At 69.9% G+C, this 23,760-nt stretch carries 26 protein-coding genes; 15 read left to right on the top strand and 11 right to left on the bottom strand.

Annotation, left to right across the window (positions count from 1 at the left end; genetic code table 11):
- Nucleotides 1–25 precede the first annotated feature (25 nt).
- Nucleotides 26–664, bottom strand: coding sequence for an NADPH-dependent F420 reductase (locus ACFVY3_RS09495; RefSeq protein ID WP_400159546.1), 639 nt, complete (start codon nucleotides 662–664; stop codon nucleotides 26–28).
- Nucleotides 661–1,314, bottom strand: coding sequence for a hypothetical protein (locus ACFVY3_RS09490; protein WP_400159545.1), 654 nt, complete (start codon nucleotides 1,312–1,314; stop codon nucleotides 661–663). The genes ACFVY3_RS09495 and ACFVY3_RS09490 overlap by 4 nt, the downstream gene beginning before the upstream one ends.
- A 147-nt stretch (nucleotides 1,315–1,461) precedes the next feature.
- Here ACFVY3_RS09490 and ACFVY3_RS09485 point away from each other — a divergent pair, with 147 nt between their 5' ends.
- Nucleotides 1,462–1,839, top strand: a complete 378-nt coding sequence (locus ACFVY3_RS09485) for a VOC family protein (RefSeq protein WP_400159544.1) — start codon at nucleotides 1,462–1,464, stop codon at nucleotides 1,837–1,839.
- 27 nt (nucleotides 1,840–1,866) lie between these two features.
- On the opposite strand, the gene ACFVY3_RS09480 is transcribed toward ACFVY3_RS09485, so the two are convergent.
- Nucleotides 1,867–2,265, bottom strand: a complete 399-nt coding sequence (locus ACFVY3_RS09480; protein ID WP_400159543.1) for a DUF5997 family protein — start codon at nucleotides 2,263–2,265, stop codon at nucleotides 1,867–1,869.
- Nucleotides 2,266–2,386: 121 nt separating this feature from the next.
- On the opposite strand from ACFVY3_RS09480, the gene ACFVY3_RS09475 reads away from it, so the two are divergent.
- The 5 genes from ACFVY3_RS09475 (at nucleotide 2,387) to ACFVY3_RS09455 (ending at nucleotide 7,832) form a co-directional block, all read left to right on the top strand.
- A complete protein-coding gene (locus tag ACFVY3_RS09475; protein WP_400159542.1) occupies nucleotides 2,387–3,124 on the top strand; it encodes a LysR family transcriptional regulator substrate-binding protein in 738 nt (245 codons plus the stop codon).
- A gap of 93 nt (nucleotides 3,125–3,217) precedes the next feature.
- Nucleotides 3,218–3,976, top strand: a complete 759-nt coding sequence (locus ACFVY3_RS09470) for a LamB/YcsF family protein (protein WP_400159660.1) — start codon at nucleotides 3,218–3,220, stop codon at nucleotides 3,974–3,976.
- A 7-nt stretch (nucleotides 3,977–3,983) separates the two neighbouring features.
- Nucleotides 3,984–5,681 (top strand): 5-oxoprolinase/urea amidolyase family protein, encoded by a 1,698-nt coding sequence (locus tag ACFVY3_RS09465; RefSeq protein ID WP_400159541.1) that lies wholly within the window; start codon nucleotides 3,984–3,986, stop codon nucleotides 5,679–5,681.
- Nucleotides 5,681–7,447, top strand: coding sequence for an acetyl/propionyl/methylcrotonyl-CoA carboxylase subunit alpha (locus tag ACFVY3_RS09460; RefSeq protein WP_400159540.1), 1,767 nt, complete (start codon nucleotides 5,681–5,683; stop codon nucleotides 7,445–7,447). Before ACFVY3_RS09465 ends, ACFVY3_RS09460 begins: the two co-directional genes overlap by 1 nt.
- Before the next feature lie 88 nt (nucleotides 7,448–7,535).
- Nucleotides 7,536–7,832 carry an antibiotic biosynthesis monooxygenase family protein gene (locus tag ACFVY3_RS09455; protein WP_400159539.1) on the top strand — a complete coding sequence of 99 codons (297 nt, stop codon included), beginning with the start codon at nucleotides 7,536–7,538 and terminating at the stop codon, nucleotides 7,830–7,832.
- A 21-nt stretch (nucleotides 7,833–7,853) separates the two neighbouring features.
- Here ACFVY3_RS09455 and ACFVY3_RS09450 read toward each other — a convergent pair whose 3' ends face one another.
- The gene (locus tag ACFVY3_RS09450) at nucleotides 7,854–8,453 is read right to left on the bottom strand and encodes a DUF6919 domain-containing protein (protein ID WP_400159538.1); all 600 of its coding nucleotides are present in this window, start codon (nucleotides 8,451–8,453) and stop codon (nucleotides 7,854–7,856) included.
- Between the two features lie 370 nt (nucleotides 8,454–8,823).
- On the opposite strand from ACFVY3_RS09450, the gene ACFVY3_RS09445 reads away from it, so the two are divergent.
- From ACFVY3_RS09445 to deoC, 6 genes are all read left to right on the top strand, one after another.
- A complete protein-coding gene (locus ACFVY3_RS09445) occupies nucleotides 8,824–9,834 on the top strand; it encodes a LacI family DNA-binding transcriptional regulator (RefSeq protein ID WP_400159537.1) in 1,011 nt (336 codons plus the stop codon).
- 34 nt (nucleotides 9,835–9,868) lie between these two features.
- Nucleotides 9,869–10,843: a ribokinase gene (locus ACFVY3_RS09440; RefSeq protein WP_400159536.1), complete on the top strand. Its 975-nt coding sequence runs from the start codon at nucleotides 9,869–9,871 to the stop codon at nucleotides 10,841–10,843.
- A gap of 68 nt (nucleotides 10,844–10,911) precedes the next feature.
- Entirely contained in the window at nucleotides 10,912–11,316 is a 405-nt protein-coding gene (gene rbsD / locus ACFVY3_RS09435; protein WP_400159535.1) for a D-ribose pyranase, read from the top strand.
- Nucleotide 11,317: 1 nt separating this feature from the next.
- Nucleotides 11,318–12,808 (top strand): sugar ABC transporter ATP-binding protein, encoded by a 1,491-nt coding sequence (locus ACFVY3_RS09430; RefSeq protein ID WP_400159534.1) that lies wholly within the window; start codon nucleotides 11,318–11,320, stop codon nucleotides 12,806–12,808.
- Nucleotides 12,805–14,790 (top strand): substrate-binding domain-containing protein, encoded by a 1,986-nt coding sequence (locus ACFVY3_RS09425; RefSeq protein ID WP_400159533.1) that lies wholly within the window; start codon nucleotides 12,805–12,807, stop codon nucleotides 14,788–14,790. The genes ACFVY3_RS09430 and ACFVY3_RS09425 overlap by 4 nt, the downstream gene beginning before the upstream one ends.
- Before the next feature lie 21 nt (nucleotides 14,791–14,811).
- Nucleotides 14,812–15,480 carry a deoxyribose-phosphate aldolase gene (gene deoC / locus ACFVY3_RS09420; protein WP_400159532.1) on the top strand — a complete coding sequence of 223 codons (669 nt, stop codon included), beginning with the start codon at nucleotides 14,812–14,814 and terminating at the stop codon, nucleotides 15,478–15,480.
- A gap of 110 nt (nucleotides 15,481–15,590) precedes the next feature.
- Here the strand turns inward: deoC and ACFVY3_RS09415 are convergent, their stop codons facing one another.
- Together ACFVY3_RS09415 and ACFVY3_RS09410 are read right to left on the bottom strand one after the other, a co-directional pair.
- Nucleotides 15,591–16,589, bottom strand: a complete 999-nt coding sequence (locus tag ACFVY3_RS09415; protein WP_290257067.1) for a bile acid:sodium symporter family protein — start codon at nucleotides 16,587–16,589, stop codon at nucleotides 15,591–15,593.
- A 74-nt stretch (nucleotides 16,590–16,663) separates the two neighbouring features.
- Nucleotides 16,664–17,065 (bottom strand): MerR family transcriptional regulator, encoded by a 402-nt coding sequence (locus ACFVY3_RS09410; RefSeq protein WP_290257066.1) that lies wholly within the window; start codon nucleotides 17,063–17,065, stop codon nucleotides 16,664–16,666.
- A gap of 164 nt (nucleotides 17,066–17,229) precedes the next feature.
- On the opposite strand from ACFVY3_RS09410, the gene ACFVY3_RS09405 reads away from it, so the two are divergent.
- On the top strand, nucleotides 17,230–18,753 hold the full coding sequence (locus ACFVY3_RS09405; RefSeq protein WP_400159531.1) for a SulP family inorganic anion transporter: 1,524 nt from the start codon (nucleotides 17,230–17,232) through the stop codon (nucleotides 18,751–18,753).
- A 35-nt stretch (nucleotides 18,754–18,788) separates the two neighbouring features.
- Here the strand turns inward: ACFVY3_RS09405 and ACFVY3_RS09400 are convergent, their stop codons facing one another.
- Nucleotides 18,789–19,082: a DUF4287 domain-containing protein gene (locus ACFVY3_RS09400; protein ID WP_290257064.1), complete on the bottom strand. Its 294-nt coding sequence runs from the start codon at nucleotides 19,080–19,082 to the stop codon at nucleotides 18,789–18,791.
- Between the two features lie 227 nt (nucleotides 19,083–19,309).
- Between ACFVY3_RS09400 and ACFVY3_RS09395 the strand changes: the two genes are divergently transcribed.
- Nucleotides 19,310–20,029, top strand: coding sequence for a VIT family protein (locus tag ACFVY3_RS09395; protein WP_364138007.1), 720 nt, complete (start codon nucleotides 19,310–19,312; stop codon nucleotides 20,027–20,029).
- Between the two features lie 60 nt (nucleotides 20,030–20,089).
- Here the strand turns inward: ACFVY3_RS09395 and ACFVY3_RS09390 are convergent, their stop codons facing one another.
- The 4 genes from ACFVY3_RS09390 to ACFVY3_RS09375 all read right to left on the bottom strand — a co-directional run bounded on the left by ACFVY3_RS09390 (nucleotide 20,090) and on the right by ACFVY3_RS09375 (nucleotide 22,881).
- Nucleotides 20,090–20,479 (bottom strand): DUF202 domain-containing protein, encoded by a 390-nt coding sequence (locus ACFVY3_RS09390; RefSeq protein ID WP_377971077.1) that lies wholly within the window; start codon nucleotides 20,477–20,479, stop codon nucleotides 20,090–20,092.
- Nucleotides 20,476–20,847: a YidH family protein gene (locus ACFVY3_RS09385; protein ID WP_377971079.1), complete on the bottom strand. Its 372-nt coding sequence runs from the start codon at nucleotides 20,845–20,847 to the stop codon at nucleotides 20,476–20,478. The genes ACFVY3_RS09390 and ACFVY3_RS09385 overlap by 4 nt, the downstream gene beginning before the upstream one ends.
- A gap of 130 nt (nucleotides 20,848–20,977) precedes the next feature.
- The gene (locus ACFVY3_RS09380; RefSeq protein ID WP_290257060.1) at nucleotides 20,978–21,127 is read right to left on the bottom strand and encodes a lmo0937 family membrane protein; all 150 of its coding nucleotides are present in this window, start codon (nucleotides 21,125–21,127) and stop codon (nucleotides 20,978–20,980) included.
- A gap of 194 nt (nucleotides 21,128–21,321) precedes the next feature.
- Nucleotides 21,322–22,881, bottom strand: coding sequence for a phospholipase D family protein (locus tag ACFVY3_RS09375; RefSeq protein WP_400159530.1), 1,560 nt, complete (start codon nucleotides 22,879–22,881; stop codon nucleotides 21,322–21,324).
- A gap of 128 nt (nucleotides 22,882–23,009) precedes the next feature.
- Here ACFVY3_RS09375 and ACFVY3_RS09370 point away from each other — a divergent pair, with 128 nt between their 5' ends.
- A complete protein-coding gene (locus ACFVY3_RS09370) occupies nucleotides 23,010–23,750 on the top strand; it encodes a Type 1 glutamine amidotransferase-like domain-containing protein (RefSeq protein ID WP_400159529.1) in 741 nt (246 codons plus the stop codon).
- The last annotated feature ends 10 nt before the right edge of the window (nucleotides 23,751–23,760 follow it).

The raw sequence follows: 23,760 nt of genomic DNA, 5'->3' as shown, positions 1-23,760 counted from the left end.
CCGGGCCGCCCGCCGTCGTTGCTTCCTAGTCGATGACGTTCAGGGCGGTCTGCCAGTTGAAGGACTCGTAGGCCGGATTCATCTGCAGCCCGATCATCAACAGCTGGATCCCCTCTAGTTCGCGGGCGTGCCGGAGACCGCCGACCTGCAGCGGCCGGAGGCCTGCCTTGGCGGCAAAGGACGCCACCTCGTTACGGGCCTGCTCCGAATCGGAGGCGATGAACACGTCCAGCTGCCGGCCGCCCACCGACCCCTCCGCCAGCGGCCCGGCAAAGGTCGTGTTGAAGGCCTTCACCACCCGGGCGCCGGGCAGCAGCCGGGCCACCTCCTCCGCCGCCGAGGTGCCGGGCTCCACCAGCAGCGAGTCCCCGGTCTCCATGTTCACCGGGTTGCTGATCTCCACCACGGTCTTGCCGCTGAGGGTGTCCCCGTAGTGCGCCGCGACCTCCTTGGCCGGCTCGAAGTACAGGGCCAGGACCACAATGTCGCCCTCGGGGACGTCGCCCAGGCTGCCGGACGTGGTGTCCCCGCCGAGTTCCGCCGCCAGCCGGGCCGCGTTGTCCGGACTGCGGTCCAGGATCTGGATGGATTCCCCGGCCGCGGCCGCCCTCAGCCCGATGGCCCGGGCCATGTTGCCGCTGCCGATGATGGTGATGTCTGTCATTGCGCACTCCCTGGTGAAAGCCGTGGCTGGCCGAGTGCACCGGCGGAACGCTCGGCCTCGGCCAAGGCGGTTTCCAGCCGCGCCACGGCGTCGCTGTAACTGGGTCCGTCCGCCCGGCCAGGCCCGCCGGGACCTGCGCTCCCGCCGCGGCCAGCAACGGGCCGCAGCAGTTCCGCCCGCCGCATGGCCTTGAACAGGGCAGAGGTCTCCGGGTGCCGGGCGTCGCTGAGCTGCGGGTAGTCGATGCAGAGGGCTGGATCCAGCTCGTAGCGCTGCCAGCGGGCCAGCACCTCTCCGTGCCGGGCCGCGGCTGCCGCGTCCTCAGCCGTCGCCCGCCTGCCGTCCTGCCTCATCCGCTGCCGGCACAGGAACGCCGGGGTCCAGCGGAAGCTGGCCACCGCCGAAGCTATGGCGACGGCGGCGAGCATCAGACCCGCCGCGGGCGAGGCGAGGGCGCCCAGCAGGACCGCGGGCGCCACCACGGCCACACCGGCGAAGACGTCCCAGAAGACGGAGTCGGGGAGGGTCGCGGGGTCGGCGTGGTGCTTGCGGGCCAGAGCGGCGGACCCGGCGGCGCCCACGGCCACCACCAGGGTCAGGGCCAGCAACTGCCACAGCCCCGTCACGGCAAAGATTGCAGGAAACGGCATCGCGCACCTCCCGCGGAACCCCCGGGCGGGTGCGTTCCGCTCCTTCCATTGCAGGTCATCCGGGCCGGGCCGTCAATGGCGCAAAGTCCCCAGTGGGGCCGCTCGCACCCGTTCCCAGGGCGGCGGCCGCCGCGTAGCCTAGGGCCCATGCGACTGAAAATGTGCAGTATCCATGTCAAGGACCCGGCCGCGGCCCACGAGTTCTACACCGGCATCCTCGGCTTCGAGACCATGATGGCCATGCCGGAGCACAATCTCTACATCATCAAGGACCCGGAGGGTGCGGCCACGGTGGGCCTCCTGCTGGAACCCAGCGACAACCCGATCGGCGCCTCCTACATGAACGCCGTGCACGACGCCGGGCTGCCCGCGATCGTGTTCGGGGTGCCGGATGTGCGGGCGGAGTACGAGCGGCTCACGGCCAAGGGCGTCATGTTCCTGACCGAGCCCTCCGACGGTCCCGGCGGCACCACGGCCATCCTCGATGACGGCTGCGGGAACTACGTCCAGCTGCACCAGGACTGAGACGGGCTGTCTCCTCCGGCGGAGGTCCTACTCGGTGCGGGCCTTCTTGGCGGCCTTCTTCGCCGCTTCGTCCTTGACCCGTTGCGCCTCGGCGCGGACGGCGGCGTGGGTGGCGCGCTCGGATACCAGCCAGGCCGGGGGGGCCTGCAGCAGCGCGGTGATCTCCGCCGTCGTCAGCGCCTCCTCGACGCCGCCGCGGGCCAGGCCGCTGATCGAGACGTTGAGCTTCTGCGCGACGACGGGACGCGGGTGCGGGCCGTTGCGGCGCAGTTCGGCCAGCCACTCCGGCGGATTGGCCTGGAGCTCGGCGAACTCCTCACGGGTAACGACCGAATCCTGGAACTCCTGGGGCGTGGCGGGCAGGTAGATGCCAAGTTTCTTGGCAACGGTGGCCGGCTTCATGGACTGGGAGTTTGCAGAGGTCATGGTTAAAGGGTATCGGTCGGCGCGCCCGCGGGGCACCAATGCACCCACTCCCGGGAGCGACGCCGGGATAGACCCCGGTGCCGCCCCCGCGCGCCGGAGGCCCGGGCGGTACTGTGAAGCTGTGCCCGCAGCAGAAGAAACCACCCAGCCCCATGACGAGTCCGCGCCCCAGCCCCGGGAGCTGCGCTTCGCCTACGTGGCCGGGGTGACGCCCGGCAAATGGATCCGTCGCTGGGAGGAACGGATGCCGGACGTGCCGCTGGGCTCCTTCATGACCGACGACGCCGCCCAGCTCGCCGTCCTGCGCGACGGCTCCGCGGACCTGAGCTTCGTCCGCCTGCCGGTGGACCGCGAGGGCCTCAGTGTCATCCCGCTCTACGAGGAACAGCCCGTCGTGGTGGCGCCCAAGGGCCACGAAATCTCCCTCTTCGAGGAGGTGGCGCTGGAGGACCTGTCCGCCGAGACGTTCCTGGACGTCGCCGACCTCGGCGGTGCCGAACCCGCCCTGCAGGTGGTGGCCTCCGGCGCCGGGCTGGTGTTCCTGCCGATGTCCGTGGCGCGGCACTTCAACGTCAAGGACACCGTCGCCCGCCGTCTCACCGGAGCTCCCGTCACGCAGATCGCCCTGGCCTGGCCCAGCGAGTCCACGGACGAGGTGATCGAGGAGTTCATCGGAATCGTCCGAGGACGGACCGCCGCCAGCTCCCGGCAGCCCTCCGCCCAGCAGGAGAAGCCCAAGCGGGCGCCCAAGCCGGACCGCCGCGGACCGGCGGTGAAGCAGCCCAAGGTCGCCCAACGCTACGCCCCGAACCCGGACAAGGGCCGTGGCAAGGGCTCCCGCAAAAAGGGAAAGCGCTAACCCGCACAGAAAATTGTTGAACAATCCTCGTTCATGGTGCATCCTAGGTAGGAAGCAACCTTGAGACGAGGATCACACATGGCCACCACCGGGCTGAACACCATTGACCTGAACAGCGACGTCGGCGAATCCTACGGGCGCTGGAGCCTCGGCGACGACGCCGCCATGTTCCGCTCCGTCTCCAGCGCCAACGTCGCCTGCGGCTTCCACGCCGGCGACCCCAGCGTGATCCGCCAGACCTGCCGGCACGCCGTCGCCGCCGGGGTCACCATCGGCGCGCACGTCGGCTACCGCGACCTGGCCGGCTTCGGCCGCCGCTTCGTGGACATCGACCCGGGCGAACTCGCGGACGACGTCGTCTACCAAATCGGCGCGCTGCAGGCCCTCGCCGCCGCGGAAGGCGGCAAGGTCACCTACGTCAAGCCCCACGGCGGCCTCTACAACGCGATCGTCTCGCACACCGCCCAGGCGAAGGCCGTCGTCGACGCCGTGAAGTCGGTAGACCCAGGCCTGCCGATCCTGGGACTGCCCGGCTCCGAGGTCCTGCGCCTGGCCGAGGCCGCCGGTCTCCGGGCCGTCACCGAGGCCTTCGCCGACCGCGCCTACAACCCCGACGGAACCCTGGTGTCGCGCACCCGCCGGGACGCCGTCCTGCACGACCCCGCCGAGGTCACCGAACACGTCCTCCGGATGGCCACGGACTCCGCCGTCCGCGCGATCGACGGCTCAATCCTGAAGATCCGCGCCGAAAGCATCTGCGTCCACGGCGATTCACCCGGAGCCGTGGCCATGTCGGCTGCCGTCCGCGCCGCCCTCAACGACGCCGGCATCGGCACCGCCCCGTTTGTCTAGGCCCGTGATGACCCAGACAACGGGGGAGGCACTGCAGGCCGGAACGGGCCGGGTGGCCGGCGTCCGCCCGGCCGGGACCCGCGCGGTCCTCGCCGAACTCGCCGGCACCGGAGACGTCCTGGCCCTCCAGGCCCTGCTCCAGGAACACCCGCTGCCCGGCCAGGTGGACGTGCTGGCCGCCGCGCGGACGGTCCTGGTCACCGCCGACTCCCCGGCCTCCGCCCGCCGCATCGCCGCCACCCTCCCGGAACTCGACCTCACCGCCCCGGTCCAGCGCGACGGCGGCCTGGTGTTCATCGACACCGTGTACGACGGCGAAGACCTCGCCGAGGTGGCCCGGCTGACCGGGCTGGGCCCCGACGGTGTCGTGGCCGCCCACACCGGCCAACTCTGGACCGTGGCCTTCGCCGGGTTCGCCCCCGGCTTCGGCTACCTGCTGGGTGAAGACACCGCCCTGGAAGTGCCGCGCCGCAGCTCACCCCGCACCGCCGTCCCCGCCGGGGCCGTCGCCCTGGCCGGCACCTTCTCCGCCGTCTACCCGCGCCGTTCACCCGGGGGCTGGCAGCTGATCGGACACACCACGGCCCGGATGTGGGACCTGGGCCGGGACCAGCCCGCCCTCGCCGTCCCCGGCCAGCGGATCCAGTTCCGCGCGGTCCGGGAAAGCCTGGACATCACCCCCGAATCCGCACCGGCCGCAGACGTTGCCGCAGACGCACCGGCGCAGGAAGCCTCCTCCGGACTTCGCATCATTTCGCCCGGGCTGCAGAGCCTGATCCAGGATCTGGGCCGCGCCGGCCACGCCGGCCTGGGCGTCTCCGCGGCCGGGGCCCTGGACCGAGCCTCGCTCCGCCGGGCCAACCGCCTGGTGGGGAACGCGGCGTCCGCCGCCGTGATCGAGACGGTGGCCGGGGGATTGCAGGTCCGCGCCGTGGGCGACCAGGTCCTCGCCGTCACCGGTGCCCCCGTCGGGCTGACCATCACGGCCGGTGACGACGGCGCGGCGCCCGACCGGACCGTGCCCATGGCCACCCCGTTCGCGCTGCTCGACGGCGAGACCCTGACCCTCGGCACCCCCGCCAGCGGGTTCCGCAGCTACCTGGCCCTGCGCGGCGGCGTCGACGTCCCGCCGGTGCTGGGCAGCCGCTCCACCGACACCCTCGCCGGCCTCGGGCCCGCCCCCCTGGCCGCCGGGCAGGCCCTGGCCGCCGGCTGCAGCGCCGAGTCCGGCGTGGTCGGCCACCCCGAGATCCAGCCCGACTTCCCCGATGGGGGCGTGACCGTGCTCGACGTCGTCCCCGGACCCCGCTCGGATTGGTTCGACCAGGCCGCCCTGGCCGCCCTCACCGCCCAGGAGTGGACCGTGAAGCCGCAGTCCAACCGCGTGGGCATGCGGCTGGATGGTACGCCGCTGCGCCGCACCCGGGACGGGGAACTGGCCAGCGAGGGGACCGTCTCCGGAGCGCTCCAGGTCCCGCCCGAGGGACTGCCCGTGCTCTTCCTGGCCGACCACCCCGTCACCGGCGGGTACCCGGTGATCGCCGTCGTCGTCGACGCGCACCTGGACCGGGCGGGGCAGGTCCCGATCGGCGGAACCATCCGCTTCCGCTGGGCCGACAGGGACAGCGCCAGCGACAACGACGCCGGCACCCCCGTGGCACCGCCCGCCGCCCCCACAGTCTCCGACACAGAAGTGAGTTCCTGATGCGCAAGGTCCTGATCGCCAACCGAGGAGAGATTGCCGTCCGCATCGCCCGGGCCTGCGACGACGCGGGGCTCGCCTCCGTGGCCGTGTACGCCGACGTCGACGCCGACGCCCTCCACGTCTCCGCCGCCGACGAGGCCTACGCGCTCGGCGGCAACTCGCCGGCCGAGACCTACCTGAGCATCCCCAAGCTGCTCGCCGCGGCCGCCTCGTCCGGCGCCGACGCCGTCCACCCCGGCTACGGCTTCCTCTCCGAAAATGCAGACTTCGCCCGGGCCGTCCTGGACGCCGGGCTGACCTGGATCGGGCCGTCGCCGGAGGCCATCCTGCTGCTGGGCAACAAGATCACCGCCCGCGAGACGGCGGTCCGGGCCGGAGCCCCGCTGGTGGCAGGCAGCGACGGACCGGTGGAATCCGCCGCCGAGGCCCGCGCATTCGCCGAGGAGCACGGCCTGCCCATGGCCATCAAGGCGGCCTTTGGCGGCGGCGGCCGCGGCCTGAAGGTGGTCCGCTCCCTCGACGAGGTCGAGGAGGCCTTCGATTCCGCCGTCCGTGAGGCCGTCGCCGCCTTCGGCCGCGGCGAGTGCTTCGTAGAGCGGTACCTGGACCGGCCCCGCCACGTCGAGGCCCAGATCCTCGCCGACACGCACGGAAACGTGGCCGTCGTCGGCACCCGCGACTGCTCGCTGCAGCGCCGCCACCAGAAGCTGGTCGAGGAGGCCCCGGCACCGTTCCTGACCGAACAGCAGACCCGGCAGATCTACGACGCCGCCAAGGCCGTGTGCCGGGAGGCCGGCTACACCGGAGCCGGCACCGTGGAGTTCCTCGTCGCGGCCGACGGGACCGTGGCCTTCCTCGAGGTCAACACCCGCCTGCAGGTGGAGCACCCGATCACCGAGGAAACCACCGGCGTGGACCTGGTGCAGGAGCAGTTCCGGATCGCCGCCGGAGAGCCGCTGGGCCTCGACGGCGACCCGGCACCCCATGGCCACGCCTTCGAATTCCGGCTCAACGCCGAGGATGTGGGCCGCGGCTTTCTGCCCTCGCCCGGTACCGTCACCGGTGTCAACGGCCCTACCGGCCCGGGCATCCGGCTCGATTCCGGGGTGCGCGCCGGCTCGATCGTGGCACCGCAGTTCGACTCGCTGCTGGCCAAGCTGATCGTCACCGGCGCGGACCGGCAGCAAGCCATCCGCCGTGCCCGCCGCGCCCTCGCCGAACTGGAGATCACCGGCGTCGCCACCGTGCTGCCCTTCCACCGAGCCGTCCTCGACGCCGGGGACTTCACCGCCCCCGACGCCCTGAACGTCCACACCCGCTGGATCGAGACGGACTTCGCGGACCGGATCCCGGCCGACCCCAACTACAGCCCGGCCGCACCCGAGGGCGCGCGCCGCACCATCACCGTTGAGGTGGACGGCAAGCGCCTCGCCGTCGGGCTCCCCGGGGAACTGCTGGACGGGTGGATGCGCGGCGGGAACGGCGCCGCCGCTGCGCCCGGCGTGAGTGCCCGCGACGACGTTGCCGACTCCGACGGCCGTGGGGATGCCGATCCGGCCGAACTCCGCGCCGACATGGCCGGCACCGTGGTGAAGTGGCTGGTGGAGCCCGGGACCGAGGTCGCCGCCGGCGACGCCGTGGTGGTCCTCGAGGCGATGAAGATGGAAACCCAGGTCTCCGCCCACCGGGACGGGACCCTCACCGATGTCCGGGCGGACGCCGGCGGCACCGTCAGCGCCGGAGCAGTCCTGGCCCTGATCGGGTAGCGGCCGGCGGGCAGTCCGGCCCTACCGGCGCCTCCGGTCCAGTCCGATGCTGGGGGAATCAGCCCCACATCGAGAACGGAGGCGGACCATGTCTGTCTACAGCCTGGGGATCTGGCTGGTGCATCCCGGCCGCGAGAACGACTTCGTTCAGGCCTGGCGGGACCTGGCCAGGAAGACGCAGGAGGACTATCCCGGCGCTCAGGCCGTGCTGATGCACGACGAGGACGTCCGCCAGCGCTTCATCAGCACCGGCGCCTGGGAGTCGCTGGAGCAAATCGAGCAGTGGCGCGGCTCGGAAACCTTCACCCACGGGCTGGCCACGATCCGCCCCATGCTGGAGCACTTCGAGGCACGGACCCTGGATGAGGCGGCGCGGATCGGCTGAGCCACTGCCGCACCGTCACCTCTAGCCGGCCGCCAGGGACTCCAGGACGGCGTCGAAGAGCAGATCGTTCCGGCCCCACACGGGGTCGAAGATCTCCACGTACCAGGACTCTGCCAGCACCAGGGCCAGAGATTCGTTTGTCTCTAACGACCAGTCGGTGAGCTGTTCCGCCTGGACAGGGCCCTCGCTCGAGCCCAGCACGGTCACAATCTCCGCGTCCAACAGGGTGACGGGAATCGAAGCCCGGCTGGTTTCGCCCGGCGCGTGCCCCACGGTGACCAGCTCGGTGCGGGCGGAGAGGTCCAGGAGCGCACCGGCCGACTCGGGCAGGCAGAACCCCGTGACGTAGGCCCGCTGGACCAGGCCGCGCTCCCGGAGTCCGGGCTGCGATTCCTTCGTGAAAAGGCCGCTCCGGTTCAGGGCCGCGAGCTTCGGGGCGATCGCCTCCGTCTCGGCGTCGATGCCCGGGCTGAAAGTTCCGGGCTGGTACTGGCTGGCCCCTTCCAGCCAGCGTGCGGTGAGTTCGCCTGCGGCCGGTATGGTCGTCGCCTGCCGCCAGACCTGCCTGTCCGCCAGGAGCCTGCCGAATCCGTCACGCTCGGTGGTGTACTGCTCGTCCATGGCGGCGGCCTCCTCTCGAATTGCTGATTGTCCGCTACGAAGGCACGCGGCCTCCGCTGCCGCTTGGCGGCCGCGGAGTTCCGTTGCCCGTCAGGCTACCGCGCGCCTCCGCTTTCCGCGGTCTTCCACCGAGGCTAGGCGGCGACGGCGGCCGCCGCCCCGCCCGACTCATCGCGTCACGGGGGTCAATCTTCCGTAACCCATCCCGGAGACCATCGCTGACCAATTGAGGATTGCACCCTTGCGTCCGCTACTGAAAACGTTTACAGTACTTCAAGCCGGGGTGATCAGATTCACAGTCGGCGCCAACGGCCGGTCAAGGAAGCGACGGACCGGCCGGAACCCGGCGGACTCAAAGGAGAGTGCAGCAATGGCGAATATCCATGACGTGGCAAAACTTGCCGGCGTCTCGATTGCCAGCGTCTCCCGCATGCTCGCCGGCGAAAACGTTCGCAGCGCGGAGGCGATCCGGCAGGCCATCACCGATCTTGGCTACCGGCCCAACGCCAGTGCCCGCGGACTGCGCCTGGGCAAACACCACAGCATCGCCGTGATTGTTCCCGACATCTCCAACCCCTACTTCGCCGCCCTTGTCCGCGGCATCGAGGAACGGGCCATGACGCAGGGATTCCGGATCGTCGTGGCCAGCAGCGACGAGCAGTTCAGCGCGGAAGCGGAACTCCTGGCCAACCTCGTCGACGCCGTCGACGCCGTCGCGATTGTCCCCGCCGAAGAAGGCGACCGCACCCGCAGGATGCTGGCGGGGCTGAACAAACCCGTAGTCCTGATCGACCGCACCACCGGAGCCGAGCCCGGCTTCGACCTCGTCCACGTCGACAACGCCAGCGGGGCCAAAGCCGCCGCCGACTATCTGCTGTCCCTCGGGCACACCCGTTTCGGGATCATCAGCGGACGCCAGGACACCGTGCCCGGACGGGTCCGCCACCAGGTCTTCCTGCAAACCCTGGCCGCCGCCGGCATCCGGATCCCGGCCGACGCCATCAAAATCGGCGAATTCAGCCGCGACTTCGGCCGCCGGGCCGCCCAGGAACTGATCGAGAATCCCACCGGAATCACGGCGCTGTTCGTCGGCAACAACACCATGGCCCAGGGCGCCCTGCTCTCCCTGCACGCCGCCGGGGTGTCCATCCCCGGGGAACTCTCCTTCCTGTGCTTCGACGACTTCGACCTCGCGGAACTGCTGCCGGCACCGGTCACCGTGATTTCGCGGCCCGCCATTGCGGAGGGGCATGCCGCCGCGGACCTCCTCCTTGCGCGGATTGAGCACTTCGGCAATCCCGCCCAGCCCGCGCTGGAGCACAAAGTCCTCCCGGTCAGCCTGACCATCAGACAGTCCTGCTCCGCCCCCGCCTCCAACTGACGCTTCCCACTGACCAGACCCCTAAAGGAATCCCATGACAACAACTGCGCCCGGAAACGGGAACGTACTGGTGATCGGCAGCATCACCTGCGACCTCACCAGCTTCAGCGACCGCCTGCCGCAGCCCGGTGAAACCGTGCTCGGAAACTCCTTCACCATGGTGCTCGGCGGCAAGGGAGCCAACCAGGCGCTGGCCGCGGCCCGCGCCGGAAGCCACGTCGCCCTGATCGGGAGCGTGGGCAACGACGCCTTCAGCGAACTGGTCCTGGGAACCCTGGACGAGGAACACATCGACACCACCCACGTGATGCGCACGGAAGGCCCCACCGGAATCGCCCACATCCGGGTGGACGCCTCGGCCGAAAATGACATCGTGATGATCCCGCTGGCCAACTCCCGGCTGAGCCCGGAACACATCCGGGAATCCCTGGACCGCTCCGAACGGCCCGCCGCCGTCGCGTTGATCCAGCTGGAAATCCCGCACGAATCGGCCCTCGAAGCGGCCCGTGCCTGCAAGGCCCGCGGGATCACCGTCATCTTGGACCCCGCCCCGGCCCCGGCAGCCGCCCTTGACGAGGACTTCTGGCGCCACGTCGACGTCGTGACCCCCAACGAGACCGAAGCGTGCCTGATCACCGGGATCGAGGTCACGGACCAGGAATCCGCCACCGCGGCGGGACGCTGGTTCACCGACCGCGGTGTGCACCGCGCCGTCGTCACCCTCGCCGGCGCCGGCGCCGTCGTCGTCGAACGGACCTCCGCGGACAGCACCGAAGCCACCCTGCAGGTGCCGTTCCGTGTCACCGCGGTGGACACCACAGCTGCCGGCGACGCCTTTGCCGGAGTCCTGGGCAGCGCCCTCGCCGAAGGCCTGGAATGGGACGAATCCCTGCGCCGGGCCATGGCCGGCGGCGCGCTGGCGGTCACCGTTGCCGGCGCCAGCCCCAGCCTGCCGCAGCGCGCCGCCATCGACGACTTCCTCGCCGGGCAGGCCGCCACCGCGCGCTGACCGTCCCACCCTCTACAACGCCCACCTCTCTACAACGTCCCATCCCTCTACAACGCAGTGGAGCAACTATGCGCAAGAACAGCGGTACCCTCAATGCAGCCCTCGCCCGGGTCATCTCGGAACTGGGCCATACCGACGAACTCGTGGTCACCGACGCCGGCCTGCCCATCCCGGCCGGCGTGGAACGGATCGACCTCGCCCTGACTGCCAACGTCCCGCGGTTCCTAGAGTGCCTGGACGTGGTCCTGGCCGAGGTCGAGGCGGAAGGCGCCATCGCGGCGTCGGAGATCGCCGAGCACAGCCCGGAACTCCTCGAGGCCCTCAAGGAACGGCTCGGCAGCCTCGGCATTCCGCTCGAACTCGTCCCGCACACGGACTTCAAGCAGCGGACGGGGAACTCCCGGGCCGCCGTCCGCTCCGGCGAATTCACCCCCTACGCCAACGTCATCCTCGTCGCAGGGGTGGTCTACTGACATGACAATCACCCTCAGCGGCATCACCAAGTCCTTCGGTCCCAACCGGGTGCTCCGCGGTGTTGACCTCAGCATCGAACCCGGCGAAATCGTGTCCCTCGTCGGCGAAAACGGGGCGGGAAAATCAACCCTGACCCGGATCATCGCCGGCGCCTACCAGCCCGATTCCGGCTCGATTTCGATCGATGGCGAGGCCCGGAAGTTCAGCGGCCCGCAGGACGCCATGGGCGCCGGCATCCAGGTCATCTACCAGGAGCTGAAGAACAACCTGTTCCCGCAGCTGGATGTCGCCTCCAACATCTTCGCCCACGACGGCACCGGCGAGTTCGGCAAGCTCTTTGTCAACAAGGACAAGATGCATGCCCGTGCCGCCGAGCTGCTGAGCCAGGTGGGGATCGACGTCGACACCCGGCGTCCGGTCGGAAGCCTGACGTTCGGCCAGCAACAGCTGGTGCAGCTGGCCCGCTGCCTCAACCACTCGGTCAAGCTGCTCATCCTCGATGAGCCGACGGCCGCGCTCGATGACCGCGAATCCGAACTCCTGTTCGCCCAGGTGCGCAAGATCCAGGCCGCCGGCGTCGCCATCATCTACATCAGCCACCGGCTCCCCGAAGTCTTCGCCCTGTCCGACCGCATCGTCGTGATGCGCGACGGCCGCGTGTCCAAGACCGGAACCGCCGCGGACCTGACCGAGGCCGCCGTCGTGGCAGCCATGGTGGGCGGCGAAGTGGAAAACTTCTACCCCAAGGAACACCACGCCACGGACCGCGTCCGGCTGGACGTGCAGGACCTCCGGTCGGCCGGCGTCAACGGGGTGTCCTTCCAGGTCCGGGCCGGGGAAGTCCTCGGCATCGGCGGCGTGATGGGCAGCGGCAAGGGTGATGTCCTCCGCGCACTCTTTGGCCTGGACAGCGCCGCCGGTTCCGTCAGCATCGACGGCAAACCGCTGAACCTCAAGTCCCCCCGCCACGCCATGGACGCCGGAGTGGCCTACCTGACCCCGGACCGCCAGGCCGAGGGCCTCACCCTGGCGCAGCCCATCTCGCACAACCAATCGCTGGCCACCCTGGGCGCCATCACGCGCAACGGGATCGTGGCCCTCAAGCGGGAGCGGGACCGGTGCCAGGAAATTTCCACCCGGCTCAGCGTCAAGTGCAACAGCATCGACGACGCGGTCGGAACCCTCTCCGGCGGCAACCAGCAGAAGGTCCTCCTGGCCCGCTGCCTGCTGGGCAACCCCGCGATCCTGCTGATGGAAGAACCCACACGCGGCGTCGACGTGGGCGCCAAGGCGGAGATCTACTCCATCATCAACGACGTCGCCGCCCAGGGTGTCGCCGTCGTCCTCGTCTCATCAGACCTTCCCGAACTAGTCGAAATGTCGGACCGGGTGCTGGTCATGCGCGGAGGCAGCATCAACGCTGAACTGACCTCCCACGCCCTGACCCAACAGTCCGTCCTGGAACACGCAATGGAGACCGTATCCCGATGAAAAAAATATCCCTCTTCAGTGACCAGTTGCGTGCGGTGTGGATGCTGGCCTTCGTGGCCATAGCGCTCGTTTTCGCCACGCCGCTGTTCCTGCAGCCGTCCAACATGCTCAACGTCCTGCTCACCGCCGCCGTGGTGGCCTTGATCGCCGCGGGGCAGACGTACGTGATCATCCTCGCCGAAATCGACCTGTCCGTCGGCGCGGTCCTCGGCTTCAGCGCGATCACCACCGCCAGCGTCATCAGCCAGTACGGTGTGGTCGCCGGACTCGCCGCGGGGCTCGCGGTCGGCGCACTGGCCGGCCTGATCAACGGCGTGCTGGTCACCAAGGCGAAGATGCCCTCGTTCATCGCCACGCTCGCGACGATGTCCATCTTCGCCGGGCTGACCCTGCAGTTCTCCCAGGGCAACCCCGTGAAGGTCACCAGCGACGCGTTCCTGGCCCTCGGCCAGGGCAACCTGCTCGGCATCCCCACCCCCATCTGGATCATGCTGGTCCTCGGTGTGCTGTTCGGCTACATCCTGGCCCGCACCCGCTACGGCCGTGAGCTCTACGCCACGGGCGACAACGCGGACGCCGCGCGCCTTGCCGGCATCAGCACGGACCGGGTCAAGATCATCGCCTTTATGATCTCCGGCGTCCTTGCCGCCACTGCCGGCTTTATCCTCACCGCACGCCTCGGCACGGCACAGCCCACCGCGGGAACCGGCCTCGAGCTCGCCGCCATCGCCGCAGTCATCATCGGCGGCACCAGCCTCTCCGGCGGCCGCGGCGCCCTGCTCGGCACCCTCGTCGGCGCCGTGCTGCTGGCCATGATCGACAACGGCCTGAACCTGCTCAACGTCTCCCCGTTCCTGCAGAGCGTCGTCAAGGGCGCCGTGATCCTGCTGGCCGTCTTCGTGGACCGGAACTCCGGGGTGCTGATGCGCATCTTCCGCACCGGCCCGGCCAAGGCGTCCGCTCCGGCCGCCGCGACCGCCCCCGGCGGCGGAGCGCCCCTGCTTCCGAAGGTCGCCATGCTCTCCGTGGTTGGCCTGCTGGTGGTCGGCGCCGGCGTCACCACCGCCGTCCGTTCCGCGGACAACGGCGCCGCCGGAGCCCAGCAGAAAACCGCCACCCTGGTCATTTCGACGCTCAACAACCCGTTCTTCGTCTCCGTCGGCGACGGCGCCAAGGACCAGGCCGCGAAACTGGGCGTGACCCTGGATGTGCAGAACGCCAACAACAACGACACCGCCTCCCTGAACCAGGCCACCACCGCGCTGGTGAAGAAGCCCGGCGTCCTGCTGCTCGACCCGACCTCCAGTGAGGCCGGCGGATCGATCACGGTCAAGGCCAACCAGGCCAACGTCCCCGTGGTCGCGTTCGACCGCGCACCGGACCAGGGCAAACTGGCCGCGTTCATCGGCTACGACGCCGTCCAGGCCGGCAAAAACGGCGCGAAAGCCCTCTGCGAAGCAGTCGGCGGCAGCGGCAAGGTGGCCGAACTGCAGGGCCTCCTCGGCACCAGCGTCGCTCGCGACCGGTCCCAGGGTTTCAAGGCCGGCATGAAGGAATGCCCGGGCGTGCAGGTTGTGGCCGTGCAGTCCGCGGACTTCGACCGCGGCAAGGCCTTGGACGTCACCACCAACATCCTCCAGGCTAACCCGGGCATCACCGGCATCTACGGCGCCAACGACGAAATGGCGCTCGGCGCCGTGGCGGCCGTGAAGTCCCGCGGCCTGCTGTCCTCCATCAGGATCGTCGGAAACGACGGCATCGGCGACGCCCTCGCCGCGGTGAAGAGCGGCGAGATGTACGCCACGAACGCCGAATCCCCGTTCGCGCTTGGCCAGGAAGTCGCCAAGATCGGCCACGCCGTAGCCACCGGCGAAAAGGTCGAAGAGTCCCGGGTGCTGCAGGGCAAGCTCGTCACCGGCAGCGGCGTCGACGACTTCTGCTCGTACCTGCGCGGCATCGGCGACACCGCCACCTGCAAGTAGCCCACCACCCCAAGGAGAATCATGACTGAACTGACCGCGGCCGGCCTGGCCGCGATGGTGGACCACACGTTCCTGCAATCGACGGGAACACGGACGGAAGCCGAACAGGCCGCCGCCGAAGCAGCGCGGCTGGGGGCCTATTCGGTCTGCGTCTCGCCGTCTATGCTGCCCCTGGCCGGGACCGGGACGCGGATCACCGCCGTCTGCGGGTTCCCGTCCGGCAAGCACCACAGCAGCGTCAAGGCGGCCGAGGCCCGTGAGGCAGTGAGCAACGGCGCCGACGAGATCGACATGGTGATCGACGTCGGCGCGGCCTGGGCCGGTGACTACGACGCCGTCGAACGGGACATCAGCGCCGTGCGTCAGGCAGTGCCCGCGCCGACAGTACTCAAGGTCATCCTCGAGACCGCGGCGCTGACCGACGAACAGATCGTCCGTTGCTGCGAAGCGGCCGAGGCCGGCGGGGCCAACTTCGTCAAGACGTCCACGGGCTTCCACCCGGACGGCGGAGCCACCACCCACGCCGTCGAACTGATGGCACGGACGGTCGCGCCGCGGCTGGGCGTCAAGGCCTCCGGCGGCATCCGGGACTGGGCCGCGGCGCAGGCGATGATCGCTGCCGGCGCCACCCGGCTGGGGCTCTCCGGTACCGCCGAGGTCCTCGGCGGCGGACGCAGCACCGGGTACTAAAACGAAAACCCCTGCGGGCCGGCGGCAAAAGCCGTCGGCACGCAGGCGGCAGCGTTTGCACCGCGGGGCAGAGTGCCGGCGTGTGCGCCGGGTACCACCCTCCGCCTCGTCTATGCGTCGCGCAGCGGACGGCGCGCCAGCCAGGCGGCCACGATGGCCCCCGAGACGTTGTGCCACAGCGAGAACACGGCCGAGGGCAGGGCTGCCAGGGCGCTGAAGTGCGCGGTGGCCAGCGTCGCGGCCAGGCCCGAGTTCTGCATCCCCACCTCGAACGCCAGGGCGCGGCGGGCCTTGTCGTCCAGGCGGCCCAGCTTGCCGGCGAGGTAGCCCAGGCCCAGGCCGAAGCCGTTGTGCAGCACCACGGCGAGGAAGACGATGCCGCCGGCGGCGACGATCTTGCTCGCGCTGCCGGCCACCACGATTGCCACGATGAGGGAGATCACCACGGCCGAGGCCCACGGCAGGGCCGGGAGGACCTTGGCCACCGCGCGCTTGAGGAACAGTCGCGCCAGCAGGCCCGCGACCACGGGCAGCAGCACGGTCTTGACGATGTCCAGCACCATTCCGGCGGCGTCGATCTGCAGGTAGGAACCGGCCAGGAACAGCACCAGCAGGGGAGTGACAACCGGGGCGATCAGCGTCGAGACGGAGGCGACGGCAACCGAGAGGGCGACGTCGCCCTTGGCCAGGAAGGCCATCACGTTCGAGGCGGTGCCCGACGGCGCGCAGCCCACCAGGATGACGCCGACGGCGAGTTCCGGCTCGAGGTGCAGCGCCTGAGCGATCAGCCAGCCGGCCCCCGGCATGATGACGTAGTGCGCCACGATGCCCAGCACCACGGCCCACGGCCGCTTCGCCACGGAGGCAAAATCCGGCGGAGTGAGGGTCAGCCCCATGCAGAACATGATGATGCCGAGCAGATACGGGACGCTCGGTGCGAGCGGCTTGAAGGCGCCCGGTGCCAGGAAGCCCACGACGCCGGCCACCACCACCAGGAGCGGGAAGACCGTAACGGCGATGCGGGCGATCCGGGCCTCGGCGGCGAGGGCGGGATTGGCCGGGGTGTCCGCGTCGGCGCGGGAGTCTGAAGATTTAGTTGCCTCAAGCATCCAAGAATGGTGCCATTCGGCGCGCCCGCGGGGCCACTTTGTGACCGGGGGTGCGGGGAGTGTGTCAGGCGGGGCTAGGCGGTCCTGCGGCCCAGCATGGCGATGAACTCGTCCGCCTGGGCGAGGTTGCGGGCCATCTTGGCGCGCTGGATTTCGGCGCGCTCCAGAAATGCGGCGAGGGGGGTGGTGGCGGCGGGGGTGTCCGCGCCGAGCAGGGCCAGGATCTCGGCCATTTCCTCCAGGGAAAATCCGAGCGGTTTCATCTGCTTGATCACCATCAGCCGTTCGGCGTCGGCCTCCGAATAGACGCGGAAGCCGCCATCGGTGCGGGCGGACGCGGGCAGCAGGCCGACGTCGTCGTAGTGCCGGATGGTGCGCAGGGACAGGCCCGTGCGTTCCGCCAGTTCGCCGATGTGCATGGTGGTGCTGTTGGCCGTCATGAAGGTCTCCGTCCGTTCGACGTTCAACTCTACCATCACGTTAGGGTAGAGTTGGTGGTAACGCGGTGTGATGGCCAAGCCGTCCCGCTCTTCTCAGGCGCAGTGAGGCGCCCGTAATCGACGCATCCAAGCATTCGCCAGACCCGGGCAGGTCCCGGGATCCGTGGCGCCCCGGCGCCCCATCAGAAACGGAGCCAGCAGTGGCCGTGACAACCGCCGTGCCCGCACCCGCCCCAACGCCCGAAGAACGTCAGTCCGTCCGGGCCACCTTGGCCTCCCCGCGGCGGCTGAAGACCGAGGTCCTCGGCGGCCTCGTCGTTGCCCTCGCGCTGATCCCGGAGGCGATTGCGTTCTCGATCATCGTCGGCGTCGATCCGCGGATCGGCCTCTTCGCCTCCTTCACCATGGCCGTCACCATTTCGATTGTGGGCGGCCGTCCCGCCATGATCTCCGCCGCCACCGGGGCCGTGGCCCTGGTGATGGCACCGCTGGTCGCGTCCCACGGCGTGGACTACCTCATCGCGGCGGTCATCCTCGCCGGCATTTTCCAGATCATCCTGGGGCTGTCCGGTGTGGCGAAGCTGATGCGGTTCATCCCGCGCTCGGTCATGGTGGGCTTCGTCAACGCCCTGGCCATCCTGATCTTCATGTCCCAGGTCCCGGAACTCCTCGGCGTCCCCTGGCTGGTGTACCCGCTGGCGGCCCTCGGCCTCGTGGTCGTCTTCGGGCTGCCGAAGCTGACCACCGCCGTCCCCGCCCCGCTGGTGGCGATCGTGGTGCTGACGCTCATCACCGTGCTGGCCGCCGTCGCCGTCCCGACCGTGGGGGACAAGGGTGCACTGCCGGATTCGCTGCCGTCCCTGCTGATCCCGTCCATCCCCTTCACTGTCGAGACGCTGCAGATTATCTTCCCGTTCGCCCTGGCCATGGCCTTCGTGGGGCTGCTGGAGTCGCTGATGACGGCCAAGCTGGTCGACGACATTACCGACACCCGTTCGCCCAAGTCCCGCGAGGCCTGGGGCCAGGGCGTGGCCAACATCGTGACCGGCTTCTTCGGCGGCATGGGTGGTTGCGCGATGATCGGCCAGACCATGATCAACGTCAAGGCCTCCGGCGCCCGCACCCGGATCTCCACCTTCCTGGCCGGCGTCTTCCTGCTGATCCTGGTGGCGGTGCTGGGCGGCATCGTGTCCCTGATCCCGATGGCGGCACTGGTGGCAGTGATGATTTTCGTGTCGGTGGCCACCTTCGACTGGCACAGCATCCGGCCCCGCACCCTGAAGATGATGCCCAAGAGCGAGACCGCGGTCATGGTGGCCACGGTCATCGGCACCGTCGCCACCCACAACCTGGCAGTCGGCGTCGGCGTCGGGGTGCTCGTCGCCATGGTGCTGTTCGCCCGCCGCGTGGCGCACTTCGTGACCGTGGAACGCACGGTTTCCACCGCGGGTGGCCATGACACCGCCACCTACACGGTGACCGGCGAGCTGTTCTTCGCCTCCTCGAACGAGCTCTATACGCAGTTCGACTATGCGCTGGACCCGGAGTTCGTGGTGATCGACCTGCACGCGTCCCACCTCTGGGACGCCTCCACGGTGGCGGCGCTGGATGCGATCACGGAGAAGTATCGCCACCACGGCAAGGACGTGAAGATCGTGGGTCTCAACGACGCCAGCGTCCGGATGCGGGAACGGCTCGGCGGGAAGCTCGGCGCCGGGCACTGATCCCCGACGGCGTGCCCCGGGCCTAGGTTCAGGGCCTACGTCCCGGGCTTCGAGTCCTTGCCGTCGAGCCAGAGGGTGTCGGTGGCGTCGCTGTGCGCGCCCGTGGTGCCGACGTGCTTGGCGCTGATTCCGGGGCCGTGCTTGAACACGTGCACCAGGGCCATCCCGTGGCCGCGGCCCAGTCCGTAGTCGGCCTTGAGCCAGTCGAGGATCTCCCCGGCCTTCACGGAGGTGCCCGTCAGGCCCCGCTGGTGGGCGGCGTTGAGGAACTCCCTGGGGGTGAGTCCGGTTTTGGCCTCGATGGAGTCAAGGTAGGCCTGAAATGACATCGATGTCCCTTCGTTGGACCGTCTTTGGACCTTCATTTGAGCGTTTGGGGGCCACTCTAGGCACGGGGCGGGGGCCGCGCCAGAGCCGGAGGGGCCCTCTGTGCGGGCGTTCGGGGGCTTCCGGCGGGTTTCGGGCGGGCCTCCGGCGGGTCCGACGACGTGCGTCCCATCCCGCCCGCCCGCGGATCATCGTGGCGCGGCATGCCGCCGGGTGTTTTACTAAGGCCATGACTGACGCCACGCTGCACGCCAACGAACCGCACGACGAGAGCATTGCCGCCAGGCTGAACTGGTTGCGGGCCGGCGTCCTCGGCGCGAATGACGGCATTGTTTCCGTCGCCGCGACCGTGGTGGGCGTGGCAGGTGTAACGAACGATGTCACCCCCATCCTGGTGGCCGGCGCGGCCGCCGTCGTTGGTGGCGCGGTATCTATGGCTCTTGGGGAATATGTCTCCGTCAGCAGCCAGAGCGACAGCCAGCGAGCCTTGATCGAGAAGGAGCGCCGCGAATTGGCGGAGGATCCCGAGGGCGAACTGGCGGAGCTCGCCGCGATCTACCAGGCGAAGGGACTCTCGGCGGCTACGGCCCAGACGGTGGCACGGGAATTGACCGACCATGACGTGCTGGGTGCGCACCTTGAGGCCGAGCTGAAGATCGACGAGCACGAGGTGGTCAGCGCCTGGCACGCCGCCATGGCCTCGGCCATCGCCTTCACCGTTGGCGCGATCCTGCCGTTCCTGACCATCATCCTGACCCCCGCGGAGGTGCGCATCCCGCTGACCTTCGTCGCCGTCGTCATTGCACTGGCCATCACGGGCACCATCAGCGCCAGGATCGGCGGCAGCTCCAAGCGGAAGGCCACCCTGCGCCTGGTGATCGGCGGTGCGCTGGCCATGGCGTTCACCTACGCCGTGGGCCTGCTGCTCGGCACCACCGGCATCGCGTAAAGCCCCTGCCGGAGGTCAATGACAGCGGCGGCGTCGCCCTGAGGCGTTCCCTCGGGTGGGTCAGCGGGAGAGGACGATGCTGGCGGACACCGCCGCGGCGAGCAGGAGGACCGCACCGGCGGCCGTGCGGAGCAGGGCGGCGGACGGGGCGTCGGTGCCGCGCCGCAGGACCCGGGCCCGGACAATGACGCAGCCCGCGATCAGCACCGTTGCCGCCGCGGCGGCCGCGGCGGCAATTCCGAGGCCCAGCGCGTAGCCGCCGGGTCCGCCCTGTTCGGGGATGTGTTCCTGGCCGTGTTCCAACCCAAGGTGAGTGAGCCAGGAGCGCCAGATGAAGAAGTCCGCCACTAGGAGCGCCAGCAGGGTCCGCCGCCAGGCCAGTGAGGTCCGCTCCGGCTGGAGGCCGGGGTCCCGGCCCGGGACCGTTCCGCCGTCGGCCGCGGCGCTCATCGGCCCAGCAGAATCAGGACTGCGAAGACGACGGCGGCCGCGGCGATGACTCCGGTCATCGCCACCAGCAGCCAGGCATGTGGGAGTTCGCGGTTGTTCCGCATGGCTTGTTCCTGCAGGGCCCAGCGGCGGTAGGCCTCGACGGCCAGCAGGGCGCCAATGACCGAGAGCACCAGGCACAGCACCACCCGCACAGGCTGGGGTGCGATCTGCGGCGTGAGCTGGTCGATGGCGATGGCCCCCGCGAGGATGGCCATCGCGGTGCGGATCCAGGCCAGGAAGGTACGTTCGTTGGCCAGGGAGAACCGGTAGTCGGGCATCTGCCCCTCCCGACGCCAGCCGGGTTCGCGGGACAGGATCTTCTTCACGGGACTCCCTTCCCCGGCCTGAGGGCCGGCGGCGGCCCGGGTGGCCACCGGATCTAGGCTAGCCCGGACATGGCAATGGCGGGGGAGCCGACCAGGTCAGCACCCCCGCCATTGCCGGGTTGCGCGGTACTTAGACGCGCGAGGATCGTCCACGGACGAAGTGGAAGATCAGGACGATGACGGCGACGACGAGCAGCAGGTGGATGAACCCGCCGCCGATGCTGCCGAGCAGGCCGAGCAGCCAGAGAACGGCCAGGATAATCGCGATCCAAAGCAACATGATGACTCCTTGATGACTCTTTGGGTGAAGATATGGATGGTTCTTGGTGAGTCCCGGCCCGGGGGCCGCTTCAGAGGAAATAGTAAGGGTGCTTGCAATCTTTTGCCAAGTGGCGCGCCGATGACACTTCCGGCACGGAACCGCAGGTCAGGGTGGGTCAGCCCGTGCGGCCGCCGGTGGTCAGGATCCGCTTTCTAGAACTGAGTGGTTCCCCGCAGCCGCCGCGGCCTGCCGTCCGGGTCGACGACGAGACGGTACAGCGGTTCGGCCCAGAGCCGCTGCAGCCGGGTCACGGTCTCGACGGAGTGGCGGCGTACCTGGCCCGCGGGGCGGTGCCCCGGGCGACCGCCGTCGTGCCAGTTCTGCAGCGCGGCCGCCGTCCCCTCCCAGAGGCCGGCCCAGGAATCGGCGTCGTCCATCCGGGGGTCGGCCGGATCCAGGCCCAGGTGCTCGGCCCAGAGTTCGTGCCGGAGCTCCCGGGCCAGGGCCGGGGCCACAACGGCGCAGGTCAGTTCGCTGTCCGTGGTCCAGGACCGGAGGTTGAAGTTATCCGAACCGCAGGTGAACCAGGTGTCGTCGATGATGCAGACCTTGGCGTGGACGTACACCGGGGTTCCGGCGGCATTTTCCAGGTCGAACACGGACACCCGGTCCGGGGCGGCCCGGTGCAGCCGGTGCAGGGCCTTCAACTGGCCCAGCCGGCGCGGCGGACCGCCCAGGGTGCCGTCCGAGTCCGGATAGCGCGGCACGACGGCGATCACCCGGAGGTCGGGACTGCGTTCCAGGGCCGCGGCGATCCCGTCCGCCACCTCGAGGGACCACAGATACTGGTCCTCGATGTAGATCAGCGACCTCGCGCGGCCGAACGCCTTCGCGTAGGCGCGGGCGATGCTGCGTTCGCCGTCGGGCGCGAACGGGAAAGGCGGCCGCTTCACCCCGTAGGTGCGCAGCAACTGGACCGCGTGGCCACCCGCCGGCGGGGGCGGCGGGGCGGTCTCCGGCAGCGGTTCGGGATGCCGCGGCATCCGGGCCAGGCGCTGCAGCAGCATTCGGTAGGGGGTCTTGCGGTCCAGGGGGTGGGGGTCGTTCCAGCGTTCGGCGAAGGCGGCCAACACGTCCGCCACGACGGGACCGCGCAGCTCCAGGGCGGCGTCATGCCACGGCGGGCGGTCACCATAGCGCGGGTCCATCTCCACGGCCTGCGGATCCCCGGCGTGGCCGGCATCGTCCCTGCGGCTGTGCGACAGGTCCAGGCCGCCGACGAACGCCACATCCCGGGCCGGATCATCCCGGCGACGGATCACCACCAGTTTCTGGTGGTGGGAGCCAAACATCCGCACCCGCTGGTCGAGCAGGACTTCGCCGCCGGCGTCGTTGATTTCGCGGCCCAGCAGCTCGTTGGAGCGGCCGCTGATCGGTGCGGAGATGCGCTCACCGTGGGAGCGCCACACCAGGCCGCGGACCTCGACGCCGGAGCGCGCCAGGGATGCCAGCAGGTCGCCGATGGTGGGGCCGCCGGCCACCAGGCGCTCGTCGGCGTCGCCGCGCCAGTCCGTGAACCAGACGCGGTCGCCGGCGGTCAGCGAGGACAGTTCCTCGTACAGGCGGCCGAAGTAGGTGACCCCGTGGACCAGGGGCCGGACCAGGTTCCCCTCCGACCAAGCGGGACCTTCGTCCCGGCCGTCCTGTACCTCGCTGGCGGGGTTTCCCCGCTCCGGGCCGCTGAGGAACCATTCACCGGCGTCGCCGTCCATCCAGACCTTCTTTCGGCTGTCGGGGCGGGAGGTAGCCTGCCGCCTGCCTCCAAAGGTAGCCGCTGGCGCGCAGATGACGGCTAGTCTCGAAGCACACCGCCCCTGATCCGCCGGAGGAACCCGCACCCATGACCGCCGACAGTCGTACCATCCTCGCCACGTCCGGCGGCCTGCGCCCCGGCACCCGGACCCGTTTCGAGTTCAACAAACTGGTGCATCACGCCGTCGAACTGTCGGGGGTCTCCGGGCGGGCGCCGCGGATCAGCCATGTCGGCACGGCCAGCGGCGACCAGCGCTGGTTCAACCACGAACTCAGCGAGGCCGGCAGGGTGGCCAAGTTCGACCTCAGCCACCTGACCCTGTTCACCATGCCGAACGTCGGGAACATCGAGGAGTACCTGCTGGGCCAGGACGTCGTCTGGGTCAACGGCGGCTCGGTGGTCAATCTTCTGGCGGTCTGGCGCGCACACGGCCTGGACGACATCTTCCGGCGCGTCTGGGAGGCCGGCGTCGTCCTCGCCGGGGTATCCGCCGGGTCCATCTGCTGGTTCAAGGGAGGCACCACCGACTCATTCGGCCCGGAACTCCGGGCCGTGGACAACGGGCTGGCACTGTTGCCGTACGACAATGGCGTCCACTACGACTCCGAGGCCGCGCGCCGTCCAGCGGTGCACCGGCTGGTGGCCGACGGCACGCTGGGGGAGACGCACTGCACCGACGACGGCGTCGGCCTGGTCTACCGCGGCCCCGACCTCGCCGACGTGGTCACCGAAGCCCCAGGCAAGGCGGCCTACCGGGTGCGGCTCGAGCGGCCGGGAACACCCGACGCCACCGTGGTCGAGGAGAAACTGGAGCCGACGGCCCTCTAGCTCCGCTGTG

The organism is Arthrobacter sp. BPSS-3 (genome assembly GCF_044628475.1).
Taxonomy (GTDB): Bacteria; Actinomycetota; Actinomycetes; order Actinomycetales; family Micrococcaceae; genus Arthrobacter.
The sequence above is the reverse complement of the archived record's forward strand: the minus strand, read 5'-3'. Positions and strand labels throughout refer to the sequence as shown.

What these genes read in the sequence shown, in the direction of transcription:
- ACFVY3_RS09495 (WP_400159546.1), bottom strand. Translation starts at nt 664, where the DNA reads ATGACAGACATCACCATCATCGGCAGCGGCAACATGGCCCGGGCCATC.
- ACFVY3_RS09490 (WP_400159545.1), bottom strand. Translation starts at nt 1,314, where the DNA reads ATGCCGTTTCCTGCAATCTTTGCCGTGACGGGGCTGTGGCAGTTGCTG.
- ACFVY3_RS09485 (WP_400159544.1), top strand. Translation starts at nt 1,462, where the DNA reads ATGCGACTGAAAATGTGCAGTATCCATGTCAAGGACCCGGCCGCGGCC.
- ACFVY3_RS09480 (WP_400159543.1), bottom strand. Translation starts at nt 2,265, where the DNA reads ATGACCTCTGCAAACTCCCAGTCCATGAAGCCGGCCACCGTTGCCAAG.
- ACFVY3_RS09465 (WP_400159541.1), top strand. Translation starts at nt 3,984, where the DNA reads ATGACCCAGACAACGGGGGAGGCACTGCAGGCCGGAACGGGCCGGGTG.
- ACFVY3_RS09460 (WP_400159540.1), top strand. Translation starts at nt 5,681, where the DNA reads ATGCGCAAGGTCCTGATCGCCAACCGAGGAGAGATTGCCGTCCGCATC.
- ACFVY3_RS09455 (WP_400159539.1), top strand. Translation starts at nt 7,536, where the DNA reads ATGTCTGTCTACAGCCTGGGGATCTGGCTGGTGCATCCCGGCCGCGAG.
- ACFVY3_RS09450 (WP_400159538.1), bottom strand. Translation starts at nt 8,453, where the DNA reads ATGGACGAGCAGTACACCACCGAGCGTGACGGATTCGGCAGGCTCCTG.
- ACFVY3_RS09445 (WP_400159537.1), top strand. Translation starts at nt 8,824, where the DNA reads ATGGCGAATATCCATGACGTGGCAAAACTTGCCGGCGTCTCGATTGCC.
- ACFVY3_RS09440 (WP_400159536.1), top strand. Translation starts at nt 9,869, where the DNA reads ATGACAACAACTGCGCCCGGAAACGGGAACGTACTGGTGATCGGCAGC.
- rbsD (WP_400159535.1), top strand. Translation starts at nt 10,912, where the DNA reads ATGCGCAAGAACAGCGGTACCCTCAATGCAGCCCTCGCCCGGGTCATC.
- ACFVY3_RS09430 (WP_400159534.1), top strand. Translation starts at nt 11,318, where the DNA reads ATGACAATCACCCTCAGCGGCATCACCAAGTCCTTCGGTCCCAACCGG.
- ACFVY3_RS09425 (WP_400159533.1), top strand. Translation starts at nt 12,805, where the DNA reads ATGAAAAAAATATCCCTCTTCAGTGACCAGTTGCGTGCGGTGTGGATG.
- deoC (WP_400159532.1), top strand. Translation starts at nt 14,812, where the DNA reads ATGACTGAACTGACCGCGGCCGGCCTGGCCGCGATGGTGGACCACACG.
- ACFVY3_RS09415 (WP_290257067.1), bottom strand. Translation starts at nt 16,589, where the DNA reads ATGCTTGAGGCAACTAAATCTTCAGACTCCCGCGCCGACGCGGACACC.
- ACFVY3_RS09410 (WP_290257066.1), bottom strand. Translation starts at nt 17,065, where the DNA reads ATGGTAGAGTTGAACGTCGAACGGACGGAGACCTTCATGACGGCCAAC.
- ACFVY3_RS09400 (WP_290257064.1), bottom strand. Translation starts at nt 19,082, where the DNA reads ATGTCATTTCAGGCCTACCTTGACTCCATCGAGGCCAAAACCGGACTC.
- ACFVY3_RS09395 (WP_364138007.1), top strand. Translation starts at nt 19,310, where the DNA reads ATGACTGACGCCACGCTGCACGCCAACGAACCGCACGACGAGAGCATT.
- ACFVY3_RS09390 (WP_377971077.1), bottom strand. Translation starts at nt 20,479, where the DNA reads ATGAGCGCCGCGGCCGACGGCGGAACGGTCCCGGGCCGGGACCCCGGC.
- ACFVY3_RS09380 (WP_290257060.1), bottom strand. Translation starts at nt 21,127, where the DNA reads ATGTTGCTTTGGATCGCGATTATCCTGGCCGTTCTCTGGCTGCTCGGC.
- ACFVY3_RS09375 (WP_400159530.1), bottom strand. Translation starts at nt 22,881, where the DNA reads ATGGACGGCGACGCCGGTGAATGGTTCCTCAGCGGCCCGGAGCGGGGA.
- ACFVY3_RS09370 (WP_400159529.1), top strand. Translation starts at nt 23,010, where the DNA reads ATGACCGCCGACAGTCGTACCATCCTCGCCACGTCCGGCGGCCTGCGC.